Source organism: Pseudomonas fakonensis (assembly GCF_019139895.1).
GTDB lineage: Bacteria > Pseudomonadota > Gammaproteobacteria > Pseudomonadales > Pseudomonadaceae > Aquipseudomonas > Aquipseudomonas fakonensis.
In genome coordinates this window covers 3,873,234-3,893,115 of record NZ_CP077076.1, presented here as the reverse complement: position 1 = coordinate 3,893,115, position 19,882 = coordinate 3,873,234, and the positions used below count along the sequence as shown (strand labels likewise).

General features: G+C 65.1%; 20 protein-coding genes. 7 read left to right on the top strand and 13 right to left on the bottom strand.

What is annotated here, in order from left to right:
• Window positions 1-31 precede the first annotated feature (31 nt).
• From KSS94_RS17025 to KSS94_RS16975, 11 genes are all read right to left on the bottom strand, one after another.
• The gene (locus KSS94_RS17025; RefSeq protein ID WP_217839264.1) at window positions 32-1,237 is read right to left on the bottom strand and encodes an MFS transporter; all 1,206 of its coding nucleotides are present in this window, start codon (window positions 1,235-1,237) and stop codon (window positions 32-34) included.
• Window positions 1,238-1,333: 96 nt separating this feature from the next.
• A complete protein-coding gene (locus KSS94_RS17020) occupies window positions 1,334-2,014 on the bottom strand; it encodes a hypothetical protein (RefSeq protein ID WP_217839263.1) in 681 nt (226 codons plus the stop codon).
• Window positions 2,014-2,586, bottom strand: a complete 573-nt coding sequence (locus tag KSS94_RS17015; RefSeq protein WP_217839262.1) for a ComF family protein — start codon at window positions 2,584-2,586, stop codon at window positions 2,014-2,016. Before KSS94_RS17015 ends, KSS94_RS17020 begins: the two co-directional genes overlap by 1 nt.
• Window positions 2,587-2,720: 134 nt before the next feature.
• On the bottom strand, window positions 2,721-4,046 hold the full coding sequence (locus tag KSS94_RS17010; protein WP_217839261.1) for a hypothetical protein: 1,326 nt from the start codon (window positions 4,044-4,046) through the stop codon (window positions 2,721-2,723).
• A 131-nt stretch (window positions 4,047-4,177) separates the two neighbouring features.
• The gene (locus KSS94_RS17005; RefSeq protein ID WP_217839260.1) at window positions 4,178-4,993 is read right to left on the bottom strand and encodes a protein phosphatase 2C domain-containing protein; all 816 of its coding nucleotides are present in this window, start codon (window positions 4,991-4,993) and stop codon (window positions 4,178-4,180) included.
• 1,080 nt (window positions 4,994-6,073) lie between these two features.
• Entirely contained in the window at window positions 6,074-7,510 is a 1,437-nt protein-coding gene (locus KSS94_RS17000) for a PucR family transcriptional regulator (protein ID WP_217839259.1), read from the bottom strand.
• A gap of 84 nt (window positions 7,511-7,594) precedes the next feature.
• Complete coding sequence (locus tag KSS94_RS16995) at window positions 7,595-7,876, bottom strand: hypothetical protein (RefSeq protein WP_217839258.1); 282 nt, start codon at window positions 7,874-7,876, stop codon at window positions 7,595-7,597.
• A 388-nt stretch (window positions 7,877-8,264) separates the two neighbouring features.
• Window positions 8,265-9,428, bottom strand: a complete 1,164-nt coding sequence (locus tag KSS94_RS16990; protein ID WP_217839257.1) for a M20 aminoacylase family protein — start codon at window positions 9,426-9,428, stop codon at window positions 8,265-8,267.
• A gap of 124 nt (window positions 9,429-9,552) precedes the next feature.
• Complete coding sequence (locus tag KSS94_RS16985; RefSeq protein ID WP_217839256.1) at window positions 9,553-11,181, bottom strand: APC family permease; 1,629 nt, start codon at window positions 11,179-11,181, stop codon at window positions 9,553-9,555.
• A 173-nt stretch (window positions 11,182-11,354) separates the two neighbouring features.
• Window positions 11,355-12,554, bottom strand: a complete 1,200-nt coding sequence (locus KSS94_RS16980) for a diaminopropionate ammonia-lyase (RefSeq protein WP_217839255.1) — start codon at window positions 12,552-12,554, stop codon at window positions 11,355-11,357.
• Window positions 12,555-12,647: 93 nt separating this feature from the next.
• Window positions 12,648-13,883 (bottom strand): Zn-dependent hydrolase, encoded by a 1,236-nt coding sequence (locus KSS94_RS16975; RefSeq protein ID WP_217839254.1) that lies wholly within the window; start codon window positions 13,881-13,883, stop codon window positions 12,648-12,650.
• A 178-nt stretch (window positions 13,884-14,061) separates the two neighbouring features.
• Here KSS94_RS16975 and KSS94_RS16970 point away from each other — a divergent pair, with 178 nt between their 5' ends.
• The 7 genes from KSS94_RS16970 (at window position 14,062) to KSS94_RS16940 (ending at window position 18,182) form a co-directional block, all read left to right on the top strand.
• Window positions 14,062-14,523, top strand: coding sequence for an Lrp/AsnC family transcriptional regulator (locus KSS94_RS16970; protein WP_217839253.1), 462 nt, complete (start codon window positions 14,062-14,064; stop codon window positions 14,521-14,523).
• 92 nt (window positions 14,524-14,615) lie between these two features.
• Window positions 14,616-15,311 (top strand): YwqG family protein, encoded by a 696-nt coding sequence (locus tag KSS94_RS16965; protein WP_217839252.1) that lies wholly within the window; start codon window positions 14,616-14,618, stop codon window positions 15,309-15,311.
• Between the two features lie 245 nt (window positions 15,312-15,556).
• Window positions 15,557-15,718 carry a DUF2986 domain-containing protein gene (locus KSS94_RS16960; protein WP_217839251.1) on the top strand — a complete coding sequence of 54 codons (162 nt, stop codon included), beginning with the start codon at window positions 15,557-15,559 and terminating at the stop codon, window positions 15,716-15,718.
• 4 nt (window positions 15,719-15,722) lie between these two features.
• On the top strand, window positions 15,723-16,391 hold the full coding sequence (locus KSS94_RS16955) for an HD domain-containing protein (RefSeq protein WP_217839250.1): 669 nt from the start codon (window positions 15,723-15,725) through the stop codon (window positions 16,389-16,391).
• Between the two features lie 29 nt (window positions 16,392-16,420).
• On the top strand, window positions 16,421-17,203 hold the full coding sequence (locus KSS94_RS16950) for an aldo-keto reductase family protein (RefSeq protein WP_217839249.1): 783 nt from the start codon (window positions 16,421-16,423) through the stop codon (window positions 17,201-17,203).
• Window positions 17,204-17,653: 450 nt separating this feature from the next.
• Window positions 17,654-17,887, top strand: a complete 234-nt coding sequence (locus tag KSS94_RS16945; RefSeq protein WP_217843619.1) for a type II toxin-antitoxin system Phd/YefM family antitoxin — start codon at window positions 17,654-17,656, stop codon at window positions 17,885-17,887.
• A 10-nt stretch (window positions 17,888-17,897) separates the two neighbouring features.
• On the top strand, window positions 17,898-18,182 hold the full coding sequence (locus KSS94_RS16940; RefSeq protein ID WP_217839248.1) for a type II toxin-antitoxin system RelE family toxin: 285 nt from the start codon (window positions 17,898-17,900) through the stop codon (window positions 18,180-18,182).
• Between the two features lie 74 nt (window positions 18,183-18,256).
• Here the strand turns inward: KSS94_RS16940 and KSS94_RS16935 are convergent, their stop codons facing one another.
• Window positions 18,257-19,078, bottom strand: a complete 822-nt coding sequence (locus KSS94_RS16935; protein WP_217839247.1) for a GIY-YIG nuclease family protein — start codon at window positions 19,076-19,078, stop codon at window positions 18,257-18,259.
• A 212-nt stretch (window positions 19,079-19,290) separates the two neighbouring features.
• The gene (locus KSS94_RS16930) at window positions 19,291-19,881 is read right to left on the bottom strand and encodes a sarcosine oxidase subunit gamma (protein WP_217839246.1); all 591 of its coding nucleotides are present in this window, start codon (window positions 19,879-19,881) and stop codon (window positions 19,291-19,293) included.
• Window position 19,882: the final 1 nt, after the last annotated feature.

Here is a 19,882-nt window from a genome sequence, read left to right as displayed (position 1 = left end):
GCAACTGGCCCTATCGCTGGCAAGCCAGCTCCTACACTGACCGCGCAGGGCTGCTTTGTTGCGGCGCTTGCTGCAGCGCGGAGGCCACCACGAACGCCAGTGCCACCAGCGTCAGTACCGGCAGCATCGCCAGGCGCAGGCCAAAATGCTCGCCGATGAACCCCAGCAGCGGCGGCCCCACCAGAAACGCCAGGTACCCCGCAGTCGCCGCCAGGCGCACCCGCTGGTCGCTGTACGCGCCGCTTTCGCCCGCCGCCGAGATCGCCAGCGGGAAGCCCAGCGAAGCCCCGATGCCCCACAGCATCACGGCGGCTGCCGCCACCCACTGCACATCGCAGAACACCACCAGCGCCAGGCTCGCCGCACCCACCAGCGCACTGGCGCGCAAGGTGAGCGTGCGGCCAAAGCGCTGTACCACCGGCGCCCCGGCAAAACGCCCCAGGGTCATGCCAACGGTGAACACCAGGTAGATCAGCGTGCCGGTGGTCTCGGCGAAGCCATGGCCATCGATCATCAACAGCGGCAACCAGTCGTTCGCCGCGCCTTCTGCCAGGGCCATGGCCAGCACCACGAAGCCGATCAACAACAGCCGCCGGTCGCCCAGCAGTGCGGCCCAGCTGAAGTCAGCGTCCGCGCTCGCCACATGCTCATCAGTCGCCCGTTCGCTGGCTCGCGGCGCATGCGCGGCCAGCAGCACCACGGCCAGCGCCGACAACAGCGCGGCAGCGCCCATATGCAAGGCCAGCGGTATCGCCAGGGCAGTCATGGCCATGCCCGCCAGTGCCCCCACCAGGGTGCCGAGGCTGAAAAAACCGTGCAGGGTGGTCATGATCGGCTGGCCAATCTCGCGCTCTACCGCTGCGCCCTCGATGTTCACCGCAATGTCCGCAACGCCCATGCCCATGCCGTAGACGAACAACCCGGCAAAGGCCAACAGGGCGCTGTTCAGTTCACTGCCAGCGGCCAGCACCAGCAACCCGGCCGACAGCCCGAGCAGGCCCCAGCGCATGACCCGGTGGGCGCCAAACCGACCGACCAGCTTGCCGGCGCCAAGAATGCCGCACATGGCACCGGCCGAAAAACCGAACAGGATCATCCCCATCTGTTCGGTGGAGGCCTGTAGGGCATCGCGCAGGGCCGGGGTGCGGGTGACCCAGCTGGCCATGGTCAGCCCGGGCAGCAGGAACAGCAGGTAAAGCGCATGGCGCGCCCAACGGGTGGTGGCATCAGGTGGCATCGGAGCGCTCGCAGATGATTGGCCGTACGTATGTACGAATAAATCGTACGGGCGTACGACGCGCGGGTCAATGCCAGCCCGCTGTATCAGGTGCGTTCAGTTGGGGAACAGGTCGTCGACTGGGGCCAGCCTGGCCAACCTGGCCTGCAATTCGTCAATCTGCTGCTGGTGGCTGGCAATGCGAGCGCGGTGATGGTCGATTTGCGCCTGCAGTTGGCGTGGGTCATCGCCGTCATCGGTGGGTGATGCAAGCTGGGCCAGCTTTTTCGACAGCCCGATCTTCTTGTCCGCCTCCTGTCGTGCAACCGGGTCCATATGGCCGAGCAGGGCGTGCAGGTCGTCGGCCGCACTGATGGTGAGGAAGGCGTCCTGGGGCTGCAGGTACACCACCGACTTCTTGTTGCGGTGCAGCAGTTCGATGACGTTGCTCAAGGTACCGGGGCTCTTGCAGTCCCACACCATCAGGCCGAAGTCGCAGTCCTCGGCCATGCGCAGGTCCTTGGCCGTGTACAGCGCGCGCCCTCTGGCGTTGGCTGGCGGCACCACGTTCACCTGTGGCCAGCCACCGATGTTGTGGCGCGGCGCCTGGCCGCTGCAGTACAGGCGCACGGCGTCATAGCCATGGCTGCTGAAGTAGCGCTGCACGGCGCTGTCGACACCGGAGGCGTCGCCTACCAGCACCTGCAACTGCGAGGTGCGGATGTTGTCCAGCCGCGCCTCGACCTGCGGGCCAAGGCGCTTGAGGGTGATGGAGCCGGAGATGAACACCCGCTGCATTAGTGTCTCCGTGTCAGGGCGACGAGCGAAATGCTGCGGATGCTAGCGCATTCGCGCAGGGCGGTACAGGCAGCCTGCAGCGAGGCGCCGGTGTCGAACAGGTCGTCGATCAGCAGCACGTCGCAGGGGCCACGCAGGGTGTCGTTGACGCTGAAGCAACCGGCCAGCGCCTTGACCCGCGCCTCGTAGCCGTCGAGGTCCTTCATCATGGCGGTGCTCCAGGTCTTGACCAGTACCTGGTCGTGGTAGGCAATGCCCATCAGTTGCGCCACCCGGCGTGCCACTTCGTGGACGGGCTGGCGGTCACGGTGGCGGCTGGCCGGCATCGGCATCACCACAGCGAAACGCTGCCCGGCCAGGGCGGCTACCACGGCACGCGCGAGCATCTCGACCTGGCTGTAATCGTCGCGGTACTTGAGCTGGAACACTGCCTCGCCGATGGCGGTACGTACCGTGTGGAACTGCATGTAGCCCTGTTCGTTGTGGCCGGTGGGGGTGCTGCTGATGGTGTGTTTGTCGAGGCTGATGCCGTAATCCCAGAGCAGGCAGGGCGGGAGTTGCTGGATAGTCATGAAACGCTTCCTTGTCTGTCAGACGATGATGGGCCGCCAGTAAGTGGAGGCCTAATCTTGCGTCGGAGCAGTGGCGTTGCAGAGTTCATGCTTTCCGTTTTCGTTGTAGGACGTTTCCTAGAAGGCGGGTGCGGTCAGTCGGTACCGGGCAGCACCGACCTTGCAATGCAGTCTTTGCAGTTGATCACCAGCTCTTCGGGCCTGGCCTGCACATGCACCAGTAGCGAGCCACAGGCCGGGCAGCCATGTTCCACGGCCCCCGGCAGGGCCTGCAAGTACACGGCCAGCGGGCGCTCGGTGCCGTGGTCTGCATGCTTGAGCAGCAGCCCGTGAAGTACCTTGCTGAGCGCCGAGCGCGGGCGCCTGGTGCTGTTTCTGTTCCAGTGCTTGAAGCGCCATTGTTCTTCGGTGGCTCTTTGCTCATAGCGCAACAGGTTGTTCGGCAGGGTGTTCGAAGCCTGCGTTTTGCTGATACCGGCTCTGCTGGCATAAGTTACGGCGTTGTTCACCGCCGTTGTCACCAAGGCCCACAGTTGGCAGACGGGCCTGGTCTTGACCAGCTCCCCGATCACTTCGCGGCTCTTTTTCCACGGATGCAGCGGCATGTCGTGCTCGTCACAGCGGGCTTGCAAAAAGCTGTAGACCTCCTCGACAGCCAACGTCTCGATGGCTTCGGCGAGCGTTTCTCGCCAGGCCGGCAGCGGGCCGCATGACAGTTCATTGTGTAGTGCGCGATAAACCTGCGTCGCCACCGCTCGCTCGGCGTCGCCCAAGGCGATGTTCAACTGCCAGCGCACCTTGTCCAGGTGAGGCACAGGCGTGGGCCCGTCCTCGAATGCGCTCAGCGGTGACATCGGGTCGGCCAGCAGCACATGCGCTTCGTGCAGCTCTCTTATCAACAGGGCATCCAGTTCGGGAGTAGGGGTGAGACAGGCGTCCCCCCTGAGTGCAGTAACCCGGCGCAGGGTGCCCTCGCGCCAGTCCAGGCAGGTATCGAGCAAGGCCATCAGGTACAGCTTGAGGCGAATGCCGAGGATGGCCAGCCTTACCGGCGGGTGGCTGGCCTGCGCACACGCAGCGAGCACCCGCTCACGCTGATCGGCTTCGTGTTGCCGACGCGCCTGTTCGCGAATGACCAGGCAAGGTGGGCAGTTGCACACTGGGGTCTCGCGGTAGCGTTCGGCAAAGTGCTGCAGGTGTTGGCAGCGCTTGCAGAAAGCGGGCTCGTTGCGCCATTGGTAGGGCTGCCTTGAGCGCCTGCGCTGGAACATGGACACCTGGCAGTAGGGGCAGGCGAGGTTGTCGCAGGCCTTGGCCGGGAAGGCGCGGATGAACATGCTTGGGCTCAGGTCGATCGCCCAGTTCTCCAGCAGTTTCGCCACTTTTTCGCCGGCCATGTACTGCGCATACAGTGTGTCGAGCTGTTCTTCGGTCAGGTGATCAAACTTGCTTTCCGACAAAGCCTTGGTTCCCCAGTGGTTCGCTACCGATGGTTATCGCTGGCGAATCATAGGGGGGTGGTTCACTACGAAAAGGCGGGGTTTTCTGCTGATTTTGTAGGTTGTTTCCCTCGCGTGCTGAGGGGGCGGCTTCACCCCACGCGCAACCAGATCGCCGAGGCGTCGTCGCTCATCTTGAACCGTGGGTAGCGCAGGCAGGCGGCGTCGTCTTGCTCGATGCCGCGCAGGGTGCGGGCCAAGTCGTCGAGGCCGTGCTCCAGCAAGCGTTCGATGAAGCTTGCCGGGGTGTAGGCCTGGTAGGTGTCGAACAGTGCGGCGAAGCCGTCGCTCATCAGCAGTACGTCATCGCCCCGGGCCACAGGCGCGCGGCTGTAGAGGGTGCCGGCGCGGGACTGTTGCGGGTCGACCCCGAGTACTGCGCGCGGTCGTTCGCGTGCGGCGCGGCGGTCGGCCAGTACGGCCGGGGTGCGCACGCCGTGGGCGCCGGTGCCGGGCCCCAGGGCTGCGGCTTCGGCGCGTTCGGCCTCGCGGTCCGGTTCCGGGGTGAGGAAGGCGATGCCGCTGGCGCTTCGGTGCAGTACCACGCAGTCAGCCAGGTGCGCGCAGACCAGTTGCCCGCCTTCCAGGGCCACGGCGGCGAAGGCGGCGCGGGGCAGTTCCCAGAGTGCCAGCGGTTCGCGCTGGCGGGCCTGCTCATAGTCGCGGGCGAGGTGGTCGAACACCTGTTCGCAGATACCTTGCAACGGGCCTGCCGCATTGGCGAAGGCGCGCTGGGCGGTGCTGGCCAGCCACGCGGCGCCGCCGCGCTCTCCGAGCAGGCCGGGTTCGCCTAGGTCGGTGGCACCGTCGATGACCCAGGCGTGGTTATCGGCGCAGCCGATGCGGTCGTCGTTGGGCACGTTGCGTTTGCCGGCCAGGCTCAGGGTCTGGATCAGGTCGAAATGCATGGGGCTCTCCGGGGGCTGGTTTTTTTCGGCATGAGGGGGCGACCTTGAAGGTTTAGGCTTCGGGCGTCAAACGGTTGGTTGGTTGTAGGAGCCGGCTTGCCGGCGATGGGGCCCTTGCGGGCGGCTTATATCTTGCGGTGTACGCTGTTTGATCTGTTTGATCTGTTTGATCTGTTTGATCTGTTTGATCTGTTTGATCTGCTGATATTTGCATTGGTTGGTTTTGAAAGTTGTATGCGCATTCATTATTTGTAGTGACGCTTATTCACCTTTCCGCCCTTACGGCGGCTTACTTTTGTCTTGTCAAAAGTAAGCAAAACCGCTCGCTCCCATCATCCGGCCCCTGCGCTTCGCTCCGGGGTACCCTCACTCCGGGCTTGCTCCGGGGGTACGCGCCGACGGGCCGTCCCTGGCCCGATCGGCGCTCGACCGGCATCCATGCCGGTCGCCCCCCTCCGCAATCCCTGCGTTCGGCCTCCTGAAGTCGCGAAGTTAGTGGCGGCGCCTGTGAATACGCAGCTAACCGCTAGTTGCCACCGTGGGACCTCAGGATTTAATCGCGGGGCAAGCCCGCTCCCACGTTGGAACGCGTCAATTTGGATAACGCATACCCCTGTAGGAGCCGGCGATAGGGCCCGAACAAACAAAACATCAATAACAATAAAACCAACATCCCAGCTCTTGATCTGGCTCTTGATCTGGCTCTTGATCTTGCTTCTAAGCGCGCAATAGTTCAGACAACACAAATCGCGACTTCAGGAGGCCGAGCGTAGGGATTGCGTAGGAGGGCGACCGGCATGGATGCCGGTCGAGCGCCGATCGGGCCAGGACGGCCCGTCGGCGCGTACCTCGGAGCAAGCCCGAGCGAGGGAACCCCGGAGCGCAGCGTAGGGGGCCGGATGATAGGAGCAGGCGGTTTTGCCTACTTTTGCCAAGACAAAAGTAGGCCGCCGTAAGGGCGGAAAGGTGACGAAAAGCGCTTATCGTCAATGAATGCGCATACATCTACCAAAGCAACCACCATAAGCCCCGAACCCGAACCCGAACCCGAACCCGAACCCGAACCCGAACCCCAAAAAATCACCCCCCAATCAACTCCGTATTACGCCCCGCCTGTATGGCAATCCAAAACCGCGCAATCCCCTGCGTGGTAGTGGGCTTGATCCCCGTCAACTGCTCCACCAGCTTCAACCGATACACCAGCGTCTGCCGATGAATCCCAAGGTCCAGCGCCGTGGCCTTCCAGTTCCCATCGTTATCGAGAAAGGTCATCAGCGTCCCCAGCAACGCAGCCCCCTGGCTCCGGTCATGCTCGATCAACGGCCCAAGGTAGCGCCCCACCAAAGCCCGCGCCTCGGCCAGCGACTTGGGCGCCATGATCAGCCCCGTCTCGGCCTCGCCATAACGCAGCACCGCAGTGCCCACCTCACCGGCCTGGGCCAGGGCCAGCCGCGCCTGCCGCGCACTCTCGCGAAACCCGGTGGCCGTGGCGATGGCGCCGCTGACCCCGATCAGCGTGCCGCTGCCCAGGCTCGCCCGTAGCGCCTCGAAGGCATGCGCGTCATCCTGGCTGATTGCCAGCAGCAAGCCGTTGTCGGCCAGCAGTAGCGGGCAGGCGCCGTGCAGGGCAGGGGCCTGGTGCACGGCGTCGGCGCTCCATGGCCCGTCGTCACCCGGGCGGATCGCCAGGCTCACCAAGCTGCCCGTCAAGCCACGCCGCTCCAGCAGCGGCCGGGCAAGGGCAAACTCGGTCTCGCTGTGCAGCAGGCTGCGCAGCAGCGCCGCACCTTCCTCGCGCTGCTGGTCGCGGTGAATCATCAAACGCTCAAGCTCCACCCCCAGCAACCCCACCAGCGAGCGCACCAGGATCGAGTCATCCGGCGAACGCCGGGCCCGCCGGCTCATCGCCAGGTTGGCCCGGGTGCGCCCGCCGATGGCGATACGCTCGACCTGCTCGCCGGGCTGGCCAGGGTGGCTGGCAAACATCGGCGCGCCACTGACGGCGTCCTCGATGGCCAGCTCCAGCCCCAGGCTGTCGGCCAGGAGCGCCAGTCGGCCAGCCATCTCCGGCGCCTTGCGCAGCGCATCGGCGTAGGTCTGGAACAACCGCTCGCTGGCATTGAAACGCTCGCGTTGGGCCTGCAGCACGCTCTCGATCACATAGTGCGACAGCTTGACGAACTCCAGCTCGAAGCTCGCCTGCAACACCGGGAACATCAAGCGCTCGGCCGCATCCAGCAGGGCCTGCGACAGCACTGGGGCATCAGGGCGCGGGGCCACCACCAGGGCGCTGGGGTTGCTCTGCACCAGTTGCTCCAGCCACGCCACCTGTTCAAGCGGGTCAGCCGGCAAGCCCACCCCGGTGGTCATCACCAGGTCGCCCGGTGACACCCAGCGCCACGGGTCGGGCAGGTCGACGGCGTGGGCCCAGGTGATCAGCCGGCCGGTGCCGCAAAGGCCGGCCACCGGCTGCAGCTTGAGCAGGTCGATGGCAATGAGGTCCTGGACCGTGAGCATGGCGCTGGTTCTCGTTGGGCGGTGTTGGCCGCCCATGATCGCAGAGCTGCGCGCCCCGTGCGATAGCGTGGGCCAGGCTGTAAATCAATCTGCCGAGCTGCGCTCGAACTGCTCGTTGAAGCTCTTGGAGAACCCGCTGACGAAGCCTTTGCCGAAGGGGTAGGCGAAATGCGCCAGTACCGCGACGATCAGCAACGGTACCACTACCCCGGCAAGCCCGCCCTGGCATCTGGCAGAGCGCCACAGGCCGACCAGTTGCCAGACGATCAGCAGCAGGCCTGCGCAGATGATCAGCAGCCCGATGAGGCCCGCGGCCATGGGGGCGGAGGCGTCGAGCACGAGTGCCTGCAGCGGGCTGGTCAGCATAAAGAACAACAGGCAGAGGGCAACGCCGTTGAGCAGGAAAGTGCGCGCCAGGGACAGTTCGCCGCGCCAGTGGCAGGCGATGTAGCTGCGCTGGGGGCCGGCGATGGGCGGGGGAAAAGCGCGCAGGATAGCATTTTGCCCTCGCCCTGTAGGAGCCGGCTTGCCGGCGATGGCGTCCTTGTGGCCAGCATCATTTCAGCAGGTCTGGCCTCATCGCCGGCAAGCCGGCTCCTACAGGGGCTGTGCTATGGCTGGGCCATCTGCGGGCCTTGATTGACTACGTGAAGCCGCAACGGCGAGGGGGATTAGGGGGCAGGGCGGCACAGCAGGTATGACGAGCGTTCACAGCAAGCCGGTTGCGCGGCATTGCACCGCGCAGCCAAGGGGCTCAGCGTGGCAGCGAAACCCGCGCCAGTTCAGCGAAGTAACGCGCACCGGTTTCCAGAATGCGGTCGTTGAAGTCGTAGCTGGCGTTGTGCAGCGGCACCGCGCCGTCCTCGCCGGCGGCGCCGTTGCCGATGAACACGAAGTTGCCCGGCACCTGCTGCAGGAACGCGCCGAAGTCCTCGGAGATCATCATCGGCTGCACCTCAGCATCCACTGCCGCCTCGCCCACCACGTTGCGCGCCGCCTGCACGGCAGTGGCGGTGTTCGCCGGCCAGTTTACCGTGGGGGCGAACTCGTGGCTGTATTCGAAGCTGCAACTGGCGCCGTGGGCTGCGCAGATGCCCTGGCAGAGCTGCTCCATGCGTTGTGCCAGCAACTGCTGGACTGCCGGGTGGTAGCTGCGGGTGTCGCCCTTGAGGGTGACATGGGTGGGGATGGCGTTACGGATACCGTCGGTAAGGAATTCGGTGCACGACACCACCGCCGGCAGGCTTGGGTCGACGTTGCGCGCCACCACGGTTTGCAAGGCCAGCACGATCTCGGCGCCGATCACCAGCGGGTCGATGCCCATGTGCGGGCGTGCTGCATGGGTGCCACGGCCGTGGATATGGATGACGAAATTGTCCTCGCTGGCCATGATGCCGCCGCTGCGGGTGGCGATATGCCCGGCGGGCATGCCGGGCATGTTGTGGGCACCGTACAGCGCGTCCACCGGGAAGCGCTGGAACAAACCGTCGGCCATCATCGCCTTGGCGCCGCGGCCATGTTCTTCGGCGGGCTGGAAGATAAAACGCACGGTGCCGTTGAAGTTACGACGCTCGCACAGCAGTTTGGCCGCGCCCAGCACCATGGCCATATGGCCGTCGTGGCCGCAGGCGTGCATCTTGCCCGGGGTGCAGGAGGCATGGGCGCGCTGCCCGGCCTGCTCGTGGATGTTCAGCGCGTCCATGTCGGCGCGCAGGCCGATGCAGCCGGGGCCGTCGCCTACCGTGAGGCTGGCCACCAGGCCTGTACCGCCGATGCCTTCGTGCACTTCAAGGCCCAGGCTGCGCAGGATGCGCGCCACCTCGGCGGCGGTGGTGAACTCCTCGAAGCCGGTTTCCGGGTGGCGGTGGAAGCCGTGGCGCCAGGTGGTGAGTTGCTGTTGCAGGGAAGGTATGGACATGCCGTAGGTTCCTGTGGGCTTGCAGATTGGAATGCGTACCCTGTAGGAGCGGGTTTACCTGCGAAGGCGGCAGTGAGGCCGGCATCGCATTCGCGGGTGAACCCGCTCCCACAGGTTTTGTGTGTCAGCTCTGGGCAGGCGTTGCCGGTAGGGGTTCAGTGCTGTCGTGCTGGCCTGATTCCTGCCGCCACACCAGGCTCTCGGCCAGGTACCGAGTGCGGTACCCACTGCGTACGCCGAAGTGGTAGAAGCCCAGCGCCACCAGCGCCACGGCCAGCATGTCCCAGCCCTCGCCGAGTACCCCGATACCGCCGAAGGCCTGGCTGCCCAGGTACGACAGCAGCGCCATCGCCGGCAGGTAGCCAATGAGCCAGGCTGCCGCCCGCAGGTCGCGGTCAAAGCCCTGCCAGCCCTGTTTGGCCTGGTAGTAGAAGAAGATCGGCAGCGCCCCCACCACCAGCAGAATCACCTGCCCGGTCAGTGGCCAGCGCGCCCAGTACAACACCAGCGAGGCGCACACGAAGGCGAACGGCGCCACCACCGACATGCCCTTCAGGCGCAGTGGCCGGGGCACGTCGGCGGCGCTCTGGCGCAGCGCCATCAAGCTCACCGGCCCGGTCAGGAACGAGATCACCACCGCCACCGAAATCACCGCCGCCAAGGTGCCCCAGCCGCGGAAGAAGAACAGGAACACAAACGACACGCCGAGGTTGAACCACATCGCCGGGCGCGGCACGCCGTACAACGGGTGCAACTGGCCGAACACCCGGGGCATGGTGTTGTTGCGCTGCATGGCGTGGATCATTCGCGCGGTGGTGGCGGTGTAGATGGAGCCGGTGCCCGAGGGGCTGACGAAGGCATCCAGGTACAGCAGCATGGCCAGCCAGTTGAGGTTCAGCGCCAGCGCCAGCTGCGCCAGGGGCGAATCGAAGTGCAGGCCGTGCCAGCCGCCGGCGATGCTCGCAGGGCTCACCGCACCGATGAACGCCACCTGCAGCAGCACGTACACCACCAGTGCGATCAGCACCGAGCCGACCAGCGCGAAGGGGATGCTGCGCCCCGGGTTGCGGGTTTCCCCAGCCAGGCTCACCGGGCTCTGGAAGCCATTGAAGCTGAACACGATGCCGCTGGCGGCCACTGCGGTGAACACCGCCGACCAGCCGTAGGGGGCAAAGCCTGCCGCCGTGCCGTCGCCGAAGTTCTGCGGGTTGAAGCTGGCCCACACCAGCGCCACCCCGGTCAGTACCGGCACCACCAGCTTGAAGGTGGTGATGGCGGTGTTGGTGCGCACGAACAGCTTCACCCCCCAGTAGTTAAGGCCGAAGTACACCAGCACCAGTGCGGCGCTGGCCCACAGGCCGTGGGTGGTGAGCTCGCCGCCGGCGACCATGGCGCGAGCCCAGGGGTAGGGCCAGGAGGCCATGTACTGCACCGAGGCAATGGCCTCGATGGGGATCACCGAGACGATCGAGATCCAGTTGGCCCAGGCGGCCATGAAGCCCACCAGGGCACCGTGGGAATAGCGCGCATAGCGCACCATGCCGCCGGACTCAGGGAACATCGCGCCCATTTCGGCGTAGGTCAGGGCGATGGCCAGCACCACCACGGCGCCAATGATCCAGGCCAGAATGGCCGCAGGCCCGGCGATGGCCGAGGCATGCCAGGCGCCGAACAGCCAGCCGGAGCCGATGATCGAGCCGAGTCCGGTGAGCATCAGCGACCAGGGGCCGATGCTGCGTTGGGTTGTCTGCATGGGGTGTCTCCGTTGTTCTTGTTGTGTGGAGCGAGGGCCTGGTCGGCCCGCGCTTTCGTGCAGATAACGGTGCGTGGGAGCGGGCTTGCCCCGCGATACCGGCGCAGCCGGTGCCATCGATCGCGGGGCAAGCCCGCTCCCACGAAATCACCTCAATCGGTCAATGCGCTGCATCACCCCCAGGCCAGCTGGCGCTGCAGCACCGACTCGGCGCTCTCATCCACCAGCTCGGCATACACCCCCGGCGCCGTGGCCCCTTCGGTGCTGATCAACAACACCCGCGACTGGCCGTCCAGCCCGGTCTGCGCCGCCAGCTCCGGCGAGCCCATCAACCGTGCCAGCCCCGCCAGCCCGGCTACCGCTGATTCGCCGGCCACCAGCGGAATGTCCCGCTCGCTGCCGCGGGCCAGCCGGCGCATGGCATCGACCGCCTCGTAGTCATGAATGGTCATGAAAAAGTCCACGCTCGGCTGCAAAAAGCGCCAGGCCAGTGGCGAGGTTTCACCGCAGGCAAGCCCGGCCATTACCGAGTCCACCGAACCGGTGGCGGTGGCCGCCTTGCCGGCGATGGCGCTCTGGTACAGACAGTCAGCTTGCTCGGGCTCGACCATGACCAACACCGGGCGCTGCTCGCCGGCCTGCTCCCACAGGTAGCTGGCGATACCCGCCGCCAGGCCGCCCACGCCGCCTTGCAGGAACACATGGGTGAATGGCTGGGCATTGGCCTCGAGCACCTCGGCGGCAATGGTGCCGTAGCCCTGCATCACATCGCGGGGGATGGTTTCGTAACCGTCGTAGGAGGTGTCGGACACCACCAGCCAGTCGTTGGCCTCGGCCAGGGCGGCGGCGTGGGCCACCGACTCGTCGTAGTTGCCGCGAATGCGCACGATCTGTGCGCCATAGGCCGCGATGGCCTGCTCGCGCTCGAGGCTGACGTTGGCGTGCAGCACGATCACGCAGCGGCAGCCGATGCTTTGCGCGGCGGCGGCCAGGGCCTTGCCGTGGTTGCCGTCGGTGGCGCTGATCACGCTGAAGCTCGCCAGTTGTGCAGCGTGCTGGCCGGCGAACAGCCCGGCGGCGCTGAAGCTGTGTTCGGGGAAGCTGCGCAGGATCAGGCGCACCAGGGCGATGGGCGCACCCAGGGCCTTGAAGCTGCCCAGTGGCGAGCGCACCGACTCGTCCTTGACCAGCAACTGGCCGATGCCCAGCTCGGCGGCCAGGTCCGGCAGGCTGTACAGCGGGGTGCCGGCAGCGCGCAGTTGTGGCCAGTGCGCCAGCCACTGGCGGCTTTCAGCGGCGCTGGCGATGCTCATCACCTCGCGCAGAGCTGCGGGGTAGGGCTGGCGGGTGGCGTTGGGGTTGGCGTACAGCATGGGGTGGCTCCTTTTTCGAAGGCAAAGCGCGGGCGTGCCGCCGGGGAGGGCGGGCGCCAATGTGTTTGGTTCAATGGTTCTGTGTAGGAGCGGCTAGCGGTGTTTATCCAACCGCCGCGCCACCACCTCCAGCAGCACCTGCGCACCCTCGAGCAACTGCCCGTCATCGGTATGCTCGCGGGGGTTGTGGCTGATGCCGCCACGGCTGGGCACGAAGATCATCGCCGCCGGGGCAATGCGCGCGATCATCTGCGCATCGTGGCCGGCGCCGGAGGTCATGCGCCGGTAGCTCAGGCCCCGGCGGTCGGCGCAGGCCTGGATCTGGTCGGCCAGTGCCGCATCGAATTGCACCGGCTCGAAGCGCACCAGCTGTTCGGTGTCGACACTGACGCCTTCCTCTTCCGCCAGCTGGCGCAGCAGTTGTGCCAGGTGCGCCTCGGCCTGTTGCAGCTTGTGCTCGCTGGGGTCGCGCAAATCGACGGTGAAGCTGGCGCGGCGCGGGATCACGTTGATCACGTTGGGCTCGAAGTGCATGCAGCCGACCGTGGCCAGGGTGGTGCCGCTGGTTTTGGCGAAACGGCGCAGCTCGCTGACCACGGTGCTGGCCACGTAGCCTGCGTCATGGCGCAGGCGGGTAGGGGTAGTACCGGCATGGTTGGCATTGCCTTTGACCGTCACCTGCTGCCAGGAAATACCCTGTAGGTTTTCCACCACGCCAATCTGCAGGCTTTCGGCCTCGAGGATCGGGCCCTGCTCGATATGCAGCTCCAGGTATTCATGGGGCACGATGGCGCCCGGCTCGAGTTCACCGGCATAGCCGATGCGGCGCAGTTCGTCGCCCAGGCGGGTGCCGTCGGTGCCGAGGGTATCCAGTGCTTGCTGCACATCCAGCCCGCCGGCATGCACCAGCGAGCCCATCATGTCCGGCTGGTAGCGCACGCCTTCCTCGTTGGTGAAGGCCGCCACGCAGATCGAGCGCGCCGGCAGCACGCCTGCCTCGCGGTAGGCGCGCTGCACGGCCAGGCCCGCCAGCACGCCGTAGCAGCCGTCGAGGGCGCCGGCGTTGGTGACGCTGTCGATGTGCGAGCCCATCATCAATGGCGCGGCATCGCCGGGCACGCGCAGGGTGCCGAAAATGTTGCCGATGCGGTCGACCTGCACCTGCAGCTCAAGCTCGTGCATCCAGGCCACCAACTGATCGCGGCCGGCTTTTTCGGCGTCGGTCAGGGCGATGCGGGTGCGGCCACCGTTGGCCGGGTCGGCGCCGATCTGGCCCAGGGTGTGAATCTGCTCCAGCAGCTTGGGGCCGTTGAGGTGCAGTGCGGGCATGGGGTTCTCCGGGGCAAAGGGGCGATGGAGAGAAATAGTATTCGCCTGCTGCGTATTGGAATCTTGATTTTTGGGGTGAAAGCGTAATTTCATTTCACCAATCAACGCTGCCACGCAGCCTCTGTAGGAGCCGGCTTGCCGGCGATTGGCCGCAAACCCCAACCCAAGAGCCCACGCCATGCCCCTCGACCCCTTCGACCGCGCCCTGCTCGACGCCGTGCAACGCGATGCCACCACCTCGCAGATCGACCTCGGCGCCGAGGTGAACCTGTCCAGCGCCGCCGTCAACCGCCGCCTGAAAAAGCTCACCAGCGATGGCGTGATCCAGCGCACCGTGGCCCAGGTCGACCCGGTGCCGCTGGGCTACACCCTCACCGTCATCACCGAGGTGGAGGTGGAGAGCGAACGCCTCGATCTGCTCGACGCCATGAAGCGCACCTTCATGGCCTGCCCGCAGGTGCAGCAGTGCTACTACGTGGCCGGCGAGTGCGATTTCGTGCTGATCATGCTGGTGCGTGACATGGGGCAGTACACCGAGCTGACCCGCGAGCTGTTCTTCGAAAGCAACAATGTGAAGCGTTTCAAGACGCTGGTGTCGATGAGCAATGTGAAGACCGGGATGCAGGTGCCCGTTGAGTGAGCAACGCGCCCCCCTTGCGGCCCAGGCATTGGACATCCTCGCCAACCTGTGGCGCACTGTGCCGCTGTTCAACCCAGGAATGCCGTACCCGCATGGATACCGAAATCATCAAGCAACGCCTGGCCCGCCCGGCCACCCGCCTGATTGCCGGCGGCTTTCGCCCCGCCCACACCGACGATGAGAGCTGGTTGGGGCGGGTGTTCCTGTTTCGGCCCGATGAAGACATCCCGCTCGACAGCGCTGGCGAGCAGATGCTGCCCTACGCGCAGTTCTTCCTGCCGGGTCTGCCCCATGCCAGCCCGGCGCTGGCGGGTGTGCGACTGCTGACGCTGTTCATCAGCGAGAAGTTCTCCGAAGCGCTCGAGCCCATGGGCGAGCACTGGCTGATCCGCGAGTACGGCGCGGACGAGGTACTGGTGCGCAAGGAACTGACGGTGCCTGGCTCTTTCCTCAAGCCATTCCCGCTCAAGGCTGAAGCTGTGGCCGAGGATTACCCGTTGTGGGATGGCCGCGGGGTGCCGGATGACCTTGAGTCTGAGGTGCTGGCCCTGGAGCGGGCAGGGGTGATCGAAAGCTATTACGACCTGGTGACCCATTGCTACGAGCACAAGTTCGGCGGCTACCCGTCGTTCTGCCAGTCGGGCGTGGACCCGGGCGAGGGCTTCGAGTTCGTGTTCCAGATATCCTCGGACCGCAAGATCAACCTCAATGTGGTGCACAGCGGCAGCCTGATGTTCTGGAAGCACCCAGGCACGGGGGAGTGGGCGATCTATTACGACTTCTACTGAAAACGCTGCCCGGGCATTGCGCAGCCCTGTAGGAGCCGGCTTGCCGGCGATAAGGCTGTCAGCCGTAGCGCAAATCCGGCATTGTGGTTGGCACGCCTGGCCCTATCGCTGGCAAGCCAGCGCCTGCAGGGAAAAACAGCCGTCTGTCTGTAGGCGCCGGCGATCAGCGGCGCGGCGGCTGCCATGCACGCTGCCCCGGCTTGCTGTATCGTGCGCCCCGACCCGCCCGAAGGAACCCTGCATCCATGAACCGCCGCAAGAAGATCAACCAGTTGCTCAAGGCCCACGCCAAGAAGGCCAGCGCCAAGCTGGCACCCAGGAGCAAGGACAAGTACATCTGCAAGGCCGAGCGCCAGCGCCTGGCCGACGAAGCAGCCGCCCAGGCGAACGCGCCTGCCGAGGGCTGAAACCATGCCCGGCGCGCCGTTCCAGCCATTCGCGCAGTTGGCCGGTGAACTGCTGGCCTGCTTGCCTGCCGGCAACACGGACGGCTCCCACGATCTGTCCCACATCCAGCGGGTCTGGGCCAATGCCCGGCGCATCCAGGCCGTGGAGGGCGGCGACCTCGAAGTGCTGCTGGCGGCCACCGTACTGCACGACTGCGTGGCCGTGGAAAAAGACTCGCCCCTGCGCGCCCAGGCCTCGACGCTATCGGCTGAGCGGGCTGGGGTGATCCTGTCCGGGCTGGGCTGGTCGACGGCACGCATCGAGCAGGTGGCCCACGCAGTGCAGGCCCACAGCTTTTCTGCCGACATCGAGCCGCTGACGCTGGAGGCGAAAATTCTCCAGGACAGCGACCGCCTGGACGCCATCGGCATGGTCGGCGTGGCCCGCTGTTTCTATGTGTCCGGGCGTATGGGGCGGGCGCTGTACGACGCCGAAAACCCTACCGCCGAGGGCCGGGCGTACCAGGACGACGCATTCGCCATCGAACACTTCCACACCAAGTTGCTGAAACTGGCCGAAGGCTTCAAAACGGGTGAAGGTGCGCGCCTGGCGGCGCAACGGCATGGGCGGTTGCAGGTGTTTGTGGACGGGTTCATGGATGAGATTGGCGTGACCGCCGCCCCCGCGTATTGATCAAGCACTGAACAAGGACAGGCAAGCCCATGGAAATCGAGTTTCGCGGCAACGACCAACGTGACAACCCCAGCGGCGGCCTGTGCGACGAGTACCAGCTCAGCGCCATCGCCAGCTTCAACGAGCTCAATGACGCCTATCACACCCTTGCCGCCAAGCACCCTGGTTGCCGGCCTTTGTTCACCCTCGATGACCGCCACCAAGCCCGCTACACCTCGGGCCATGCACGCAACAATCTCGCCCTGGACACCGCCACCGACGACGAAATCGCCAGCTTGCCAGCTGAGTGCTTCGAGGACGGCGAATACCTCGGATATTTGAACACCAAACCCGAGTTCGACATTTGCCTGCGCAACTTTCTGGCGTTGGTGGGGCCGGCTACTTTTGCAGACGCCTGCGCCCACGGGCTGGTGCTGGATGAGCCGGCGTTGCAGGAGTGGGTGGGCTATCAGGCGCGCCCGCTGGCCCTGCTCGAGCAGCCCATGTCCGCGCTGATAGTGCCGGTTGCCCAGGGCCGCGATGCGTTGGCGGCGTTCCCCAATGGTTACTTCACCTGCGACCTTGACCCTGCGCAGAACTACGCCGTTGCGCGGCATTTGGCGCTGGCACAGGGTTACGAGCTGATTGGAGTGGGGGCGGCGTATCTGGGCTTTTTGCGGGCGGAGCCTGCAAGTTTGCAGGTGGCGCAAGCAGTGGCGCAGGATTTGTGCGCGCTGTACAACGTCGCCGATGAGCAGCGCGAGGCGCTGGCTGCGGTGTTTGCCGGGGCTATCGATGGGCGGCAGCATCTGTGGGTGCGTTATGTGGAATGAGATCGCTGCGGGAAAATGAAGAGCAGGTGCTGGCGCTGTACCTGTAGGAGCCGGCTTGCCGGCGATGAGGCCGGGCCTGCAAGCGCAACCCGAAAGCTGTGGAGTGGCTGATGACCCTATCGCCGGCAAGCCGGCTCCTACAGTGAGCGCGTCAGCCAGGATATCGCGTAACCCTGTAGGAGCCGGCTTGCCGGCGATGAGGCCGGGCCTGCAAGCGCAACCCGAAAGCTGTGGAGTGGCTGATGGCCCTATCGCCGGCAAGCCGGCTCCTACAGGTTTACGCTGTGACTCTTGGATCACAAAATAATATGTATTGTTTTGTGTATTTGGTTGCCTATACTTCAACCGTCTGCAACGGTATGCGACCTGCCCCGGCAGATCGCAACAACGAGGAACAACCCCATGAGCGCACTTCTTGACCGGGCTGAACAGGCTGTTTCGGCAACCGCGATGGTCCGCAGTTTCAGCGCGAAATTGAAGGAAGTGACCAGTGGCGAGCAGTCGCACCTGGTGATTTTCAAGGACAACGAGCCAGCAGCCGTATTGGTTGGCGTCGACGCCTTCCAGGCGATGCGCGACGAACTCGAAGACCTGCGTGCCGAGCTGCTGGCCATCCAACGCCTGTCCAGCCTGGACGAACAGAACACCGTGAGCCTCGAGGACATGGAGGCTCGCTTCAAATAGGCAATAGCCCATGAACTGGAGCGTTCGTTTTCACCACGAAGTCGAGCTGGACCTCAAGCAGTTGGGCAAGGCTGAAGCGAGGCGGGTGCTGAAGGTAATCCGTGAGCGTATCGCCGAAGGCGAGCCGGACAAGATCGGCAAGCCTTTGCGCGGGGTGCTGGCAGGTTATCGGCGGATCCGCACCGGGGATGTGCGGATCGTCTACCGCATCAATGGCACGGTGATTGTGCTGGTGTTGTGCATCGGTGCTCGGCGTGATGATGAAGTCTACGAGGCTGCGACACGCAGGGTGTGAACCTGTACCGGCCTCATCGCCGGCAAGCCGGCTCCTACAAGGATACGTTCACCTTTACGGGAGACTTGCCGGTTTCAATTACCGTTCAAGCCACTGTCCCGCGTCAGCAGCCTGCGTTTCCAGTGGATCTCCTTCAGCATCATTTCATCCTTGCCGGTGTGCTTATCGGCAATTTCCAGGATGCTGAAACGGAAATTTTCTGCGAAGGCGTCACCGCGTTTTCTGTGCAGGTCGCGAATCCGCACGTTGTCGCCATGGCCGTTATGGGCGTAGTTCGACCATCGTCCCCACAGCCCCTGCGTGCCCGTGGCCGAGCCGACGTACAACAGCTCTTCACCCCGGGTGCGGTCAGAAATCAGGTATACCCCGGCAACGTTGCACAACGCGCTCTGCCACGATTCCAGGCCTTCGCGGACGATGATCTTGAGCTCGGCATGGCTGATGTCGACGTCCTTGTAGCCGGGGAACTTGCCCACGGTCATCGGCTTTTCGAGCATCGAGGAAACCACCATGCTTTTGAGGCAGGTTTCCAGCCACAGGTAATTGCCGCGGGGCTTGGTGTAGTCGAGGATCAGGCGGCCTTCCAGCGCAGCGAATTCGGGGACGCGGCGATAGTCGTAAACAAAGTCGTTTTTGTCCGGGTTGGTCTTGGCGTTGAGTTTCAGCGAGTCGTACACACCGGCGAGCAGCCACTTTTTCGTACCGGGAATTTCCACCAGGCCGATCACATAGTCGCATTCGAAGTTCCTGCGGCTTTGCCACGACTGCCAGTCGTCGAACTCACCGGCGAGGTAGACATCCATCGGGTGGTCATGGCCGTTGTGCTGCGCCAGGTGGACTTTGGTGTTGTGCAGGGTGAGCGCGGGTTGCAGGCTGGTCAGCAGGTTCAACAGCATCGGGGACAATCCTGTGTCTTGCGATGGATGGGACGCGGCGGCACAGGGAGTGCCGGCGCGCCATACCCTATTGCAAGCGTGGCGATTCGCCAAGGATGAAGTCACCGCGTTCTTGCATGTACGAGCCGGCTTGCCGGCGATGAGGCCGGGCCTGCAAGCGCAACCCGAGAGCTGTGATGTGGCTGAGGGCCCTATCGCCGGCAAGTCGGCTCCTACAGCGAGAGCACTTCGACCACCCCCTCGAACTCGGCCATCGCATCCTCGACAGCCCCCAGGAAGTAATCCAGCGACGGGCGATCGAACAGCAACTGCAACGCCCCACCGGTATTCACCACGATCACATTGATCCGCGCCGCCGAGGTTTGCGCCACGCTACCCACGGCGAACGCGCCTTCGCGCAAGTCCACCCCGCACAGCTTGGCCATCACCGCACTGGCCTGCTCGCCGGCCAGTTGCAGCCAGGCGTGGCTGTCCTGGCGCGGCAGCAGGTAGTTGCGCGCGTTGTCATCCAGCACCCATTGCGCTTCCAGCGCCGCCACCGGCGCGCCGTGGTCGGCGAGGGCGCCGAGCAGCAGGTACTCGGTCTGCGACAACCGCGCCACCCAGGCGCCGTCGCCCTGTCGTTCGGCCTGGTTGGGCTGCTCCGGCAGGTGGTAGCCACGGGCCTGCAAGTAAACGGCGCTGTCGGCGCCGCGAAACCCCACCCGTGCCACGGCGGTCAGGTCGGTGAGGGTGCAGGGCTGCATCAGCACGGCCCGCGGGCTGCGTTCAGCAAAGCCATCGGCTTGTAACAGACTGGTCATC

What these genes read in the sequence shown, in the direction of transcription:
- KSS94_RS17020 (WP_217839263.1), bottom strand. Translation starts at nt 2,014, where the DNA reads ATGCAGCGGGTGTTCATCTCCGGCTCCATCACCCTCAAGCGCCTTGGC.
- KSS94_RS16965 (WP_217839252.1), top strand. Translation starts at nt 14,616, where the DNA reads ATGGATACCGAAATCATCAAGCAACGCCTGGCCCGCCCGGCCACCCGC.
- KSS94_RS17025 (WP_217839264.1), bottom strand. Translation starts at nt 1,237, where the DNA reads ATGCCACCTGATGCCACCACCCGTTGGGCGCGCCATGCGCTTTACCTG.
- KSS94_RS16960 (WP_217839251.1), top strand. Translation starts at nt 15,557, where the DNA reads ATGAACCGCCGCAAGAAGATCAACCAGTTGCTCAAGGCCCACGCCAAG.
- KSS94_RS16955 (WP_217839250.1), top strand. Translation starts at nt 15,723, where the DNA reads ATGCCCGGCGCGCCGTTCCAGCCATTCGCGCAGTTGGCCGGTGAACTG.
- KSS94_RS16980 (WP_217839255.1), bottom strand. Translation starts at nt 12,554, where the DNA reads ATGCTGTACGCCAACCCCAACGCCACCCGCCAGCCCTACCCCGCAGCT.
- KSS94_RS16950 (WP_217839249.1), top strand. Translation starts at nt 16,421, where the DNA reads ATGGAAATCGAGTTTCGCGGCAACGACCAACGTGACAACCCCAGCGGC.
- KSS94_RS16945 (WP_217843619.1), top strand. Translation starts at nt 17,654, where the DNA reads ATGGTCCGCAGTTTCAGCGCGAAATTGAAGGAAGTGACCAGTGGCGAG.
- KSS94_RS16935 (WP_217839247.1), bottom strand. Translation starts at nt 19,078, where the DNA reads ATGCTGTTGAACCTGCTGACCAGCCTGCAACCCGCGCTCACCCTGCAC.
- KSS94_RS16985 (WP_217839256.1), bottom strand. Translation starts at nt 11,181, where the DNA reads ATGCAGACAACCCAACGCAGCATCGGCCCCTGGTCGCTGATGCTCACC.
- KSS94_RS16995 (WP_217839258.1), bottom strand. Translation starts at nt 7,876, where the DNA reads ATGCTGACCAGCCCGCTGCAGGCACTCGTGCTCGACGCCTCCGCCCCC.
- KSS94_RS16970 (WP_217839253.1), top strand. Translation starts at nt 14,062, where the DNA reads ATGCCCCTCGACCCCTTCGACCGCGCCCTGCTCGACGCCGTGCAACGC.
- KSS94_RS16990 (WP_217839257.1), bottom strand. Translation starts at nt 9,428, where the DNA reads ATGTCCATACCTTCCCTGCAACAGCAACTCACCACCTGGCGCCACGGC.
- KSS94_RS16940 (WP_217839248.1), top strand. Translation starts at nt 17,898, where the DNA reads ATGAACTGGAGCGTTCGTTTTCACCACGAAGTCGAGCTGGACCTCAAG.
- KSS94_RS17000 (WP_217839259.1), bottom strand. Translation starts at nt 7,510, where the DNA reads ATGCTCACGGTCCAGGACCTCATTGCCATCGACCTGCTCAAGCTGCAG.
- KSS94_RS16930 (WP_217839246.1), bottom strand. Translation starts at nt 19,881, where the DNA reads ATGACCAGTCTGTTACAAGCCGATGGCTTTGCTGAACGCAGCCCGCGG.
- KSS94_RS17015 (WP_217839262.1), bottom strand. Translation starts at nt 2,586, where the DNA reads ATGACTATCCAGCAACTCCCGCCCTGCCTGCTCTGGGATTACGGCATC.
- KSS94_RS17005 (WP_217839260.1), bottom strand. Translation starts at nt 4,993, where the DNA reads ATGCATTTCGACCTGATCCAGACCCTGAGCCTGGCCGGCAAACGCAAC.
- KSS94_RS16975 (WP_217839254.1), bottom strand. Translation starts at nt 13,883, where the DNA reads ATGCCCGCACTGCACCTCAACGGCCCCAAGCTGCTGGAGCAGATTCAC.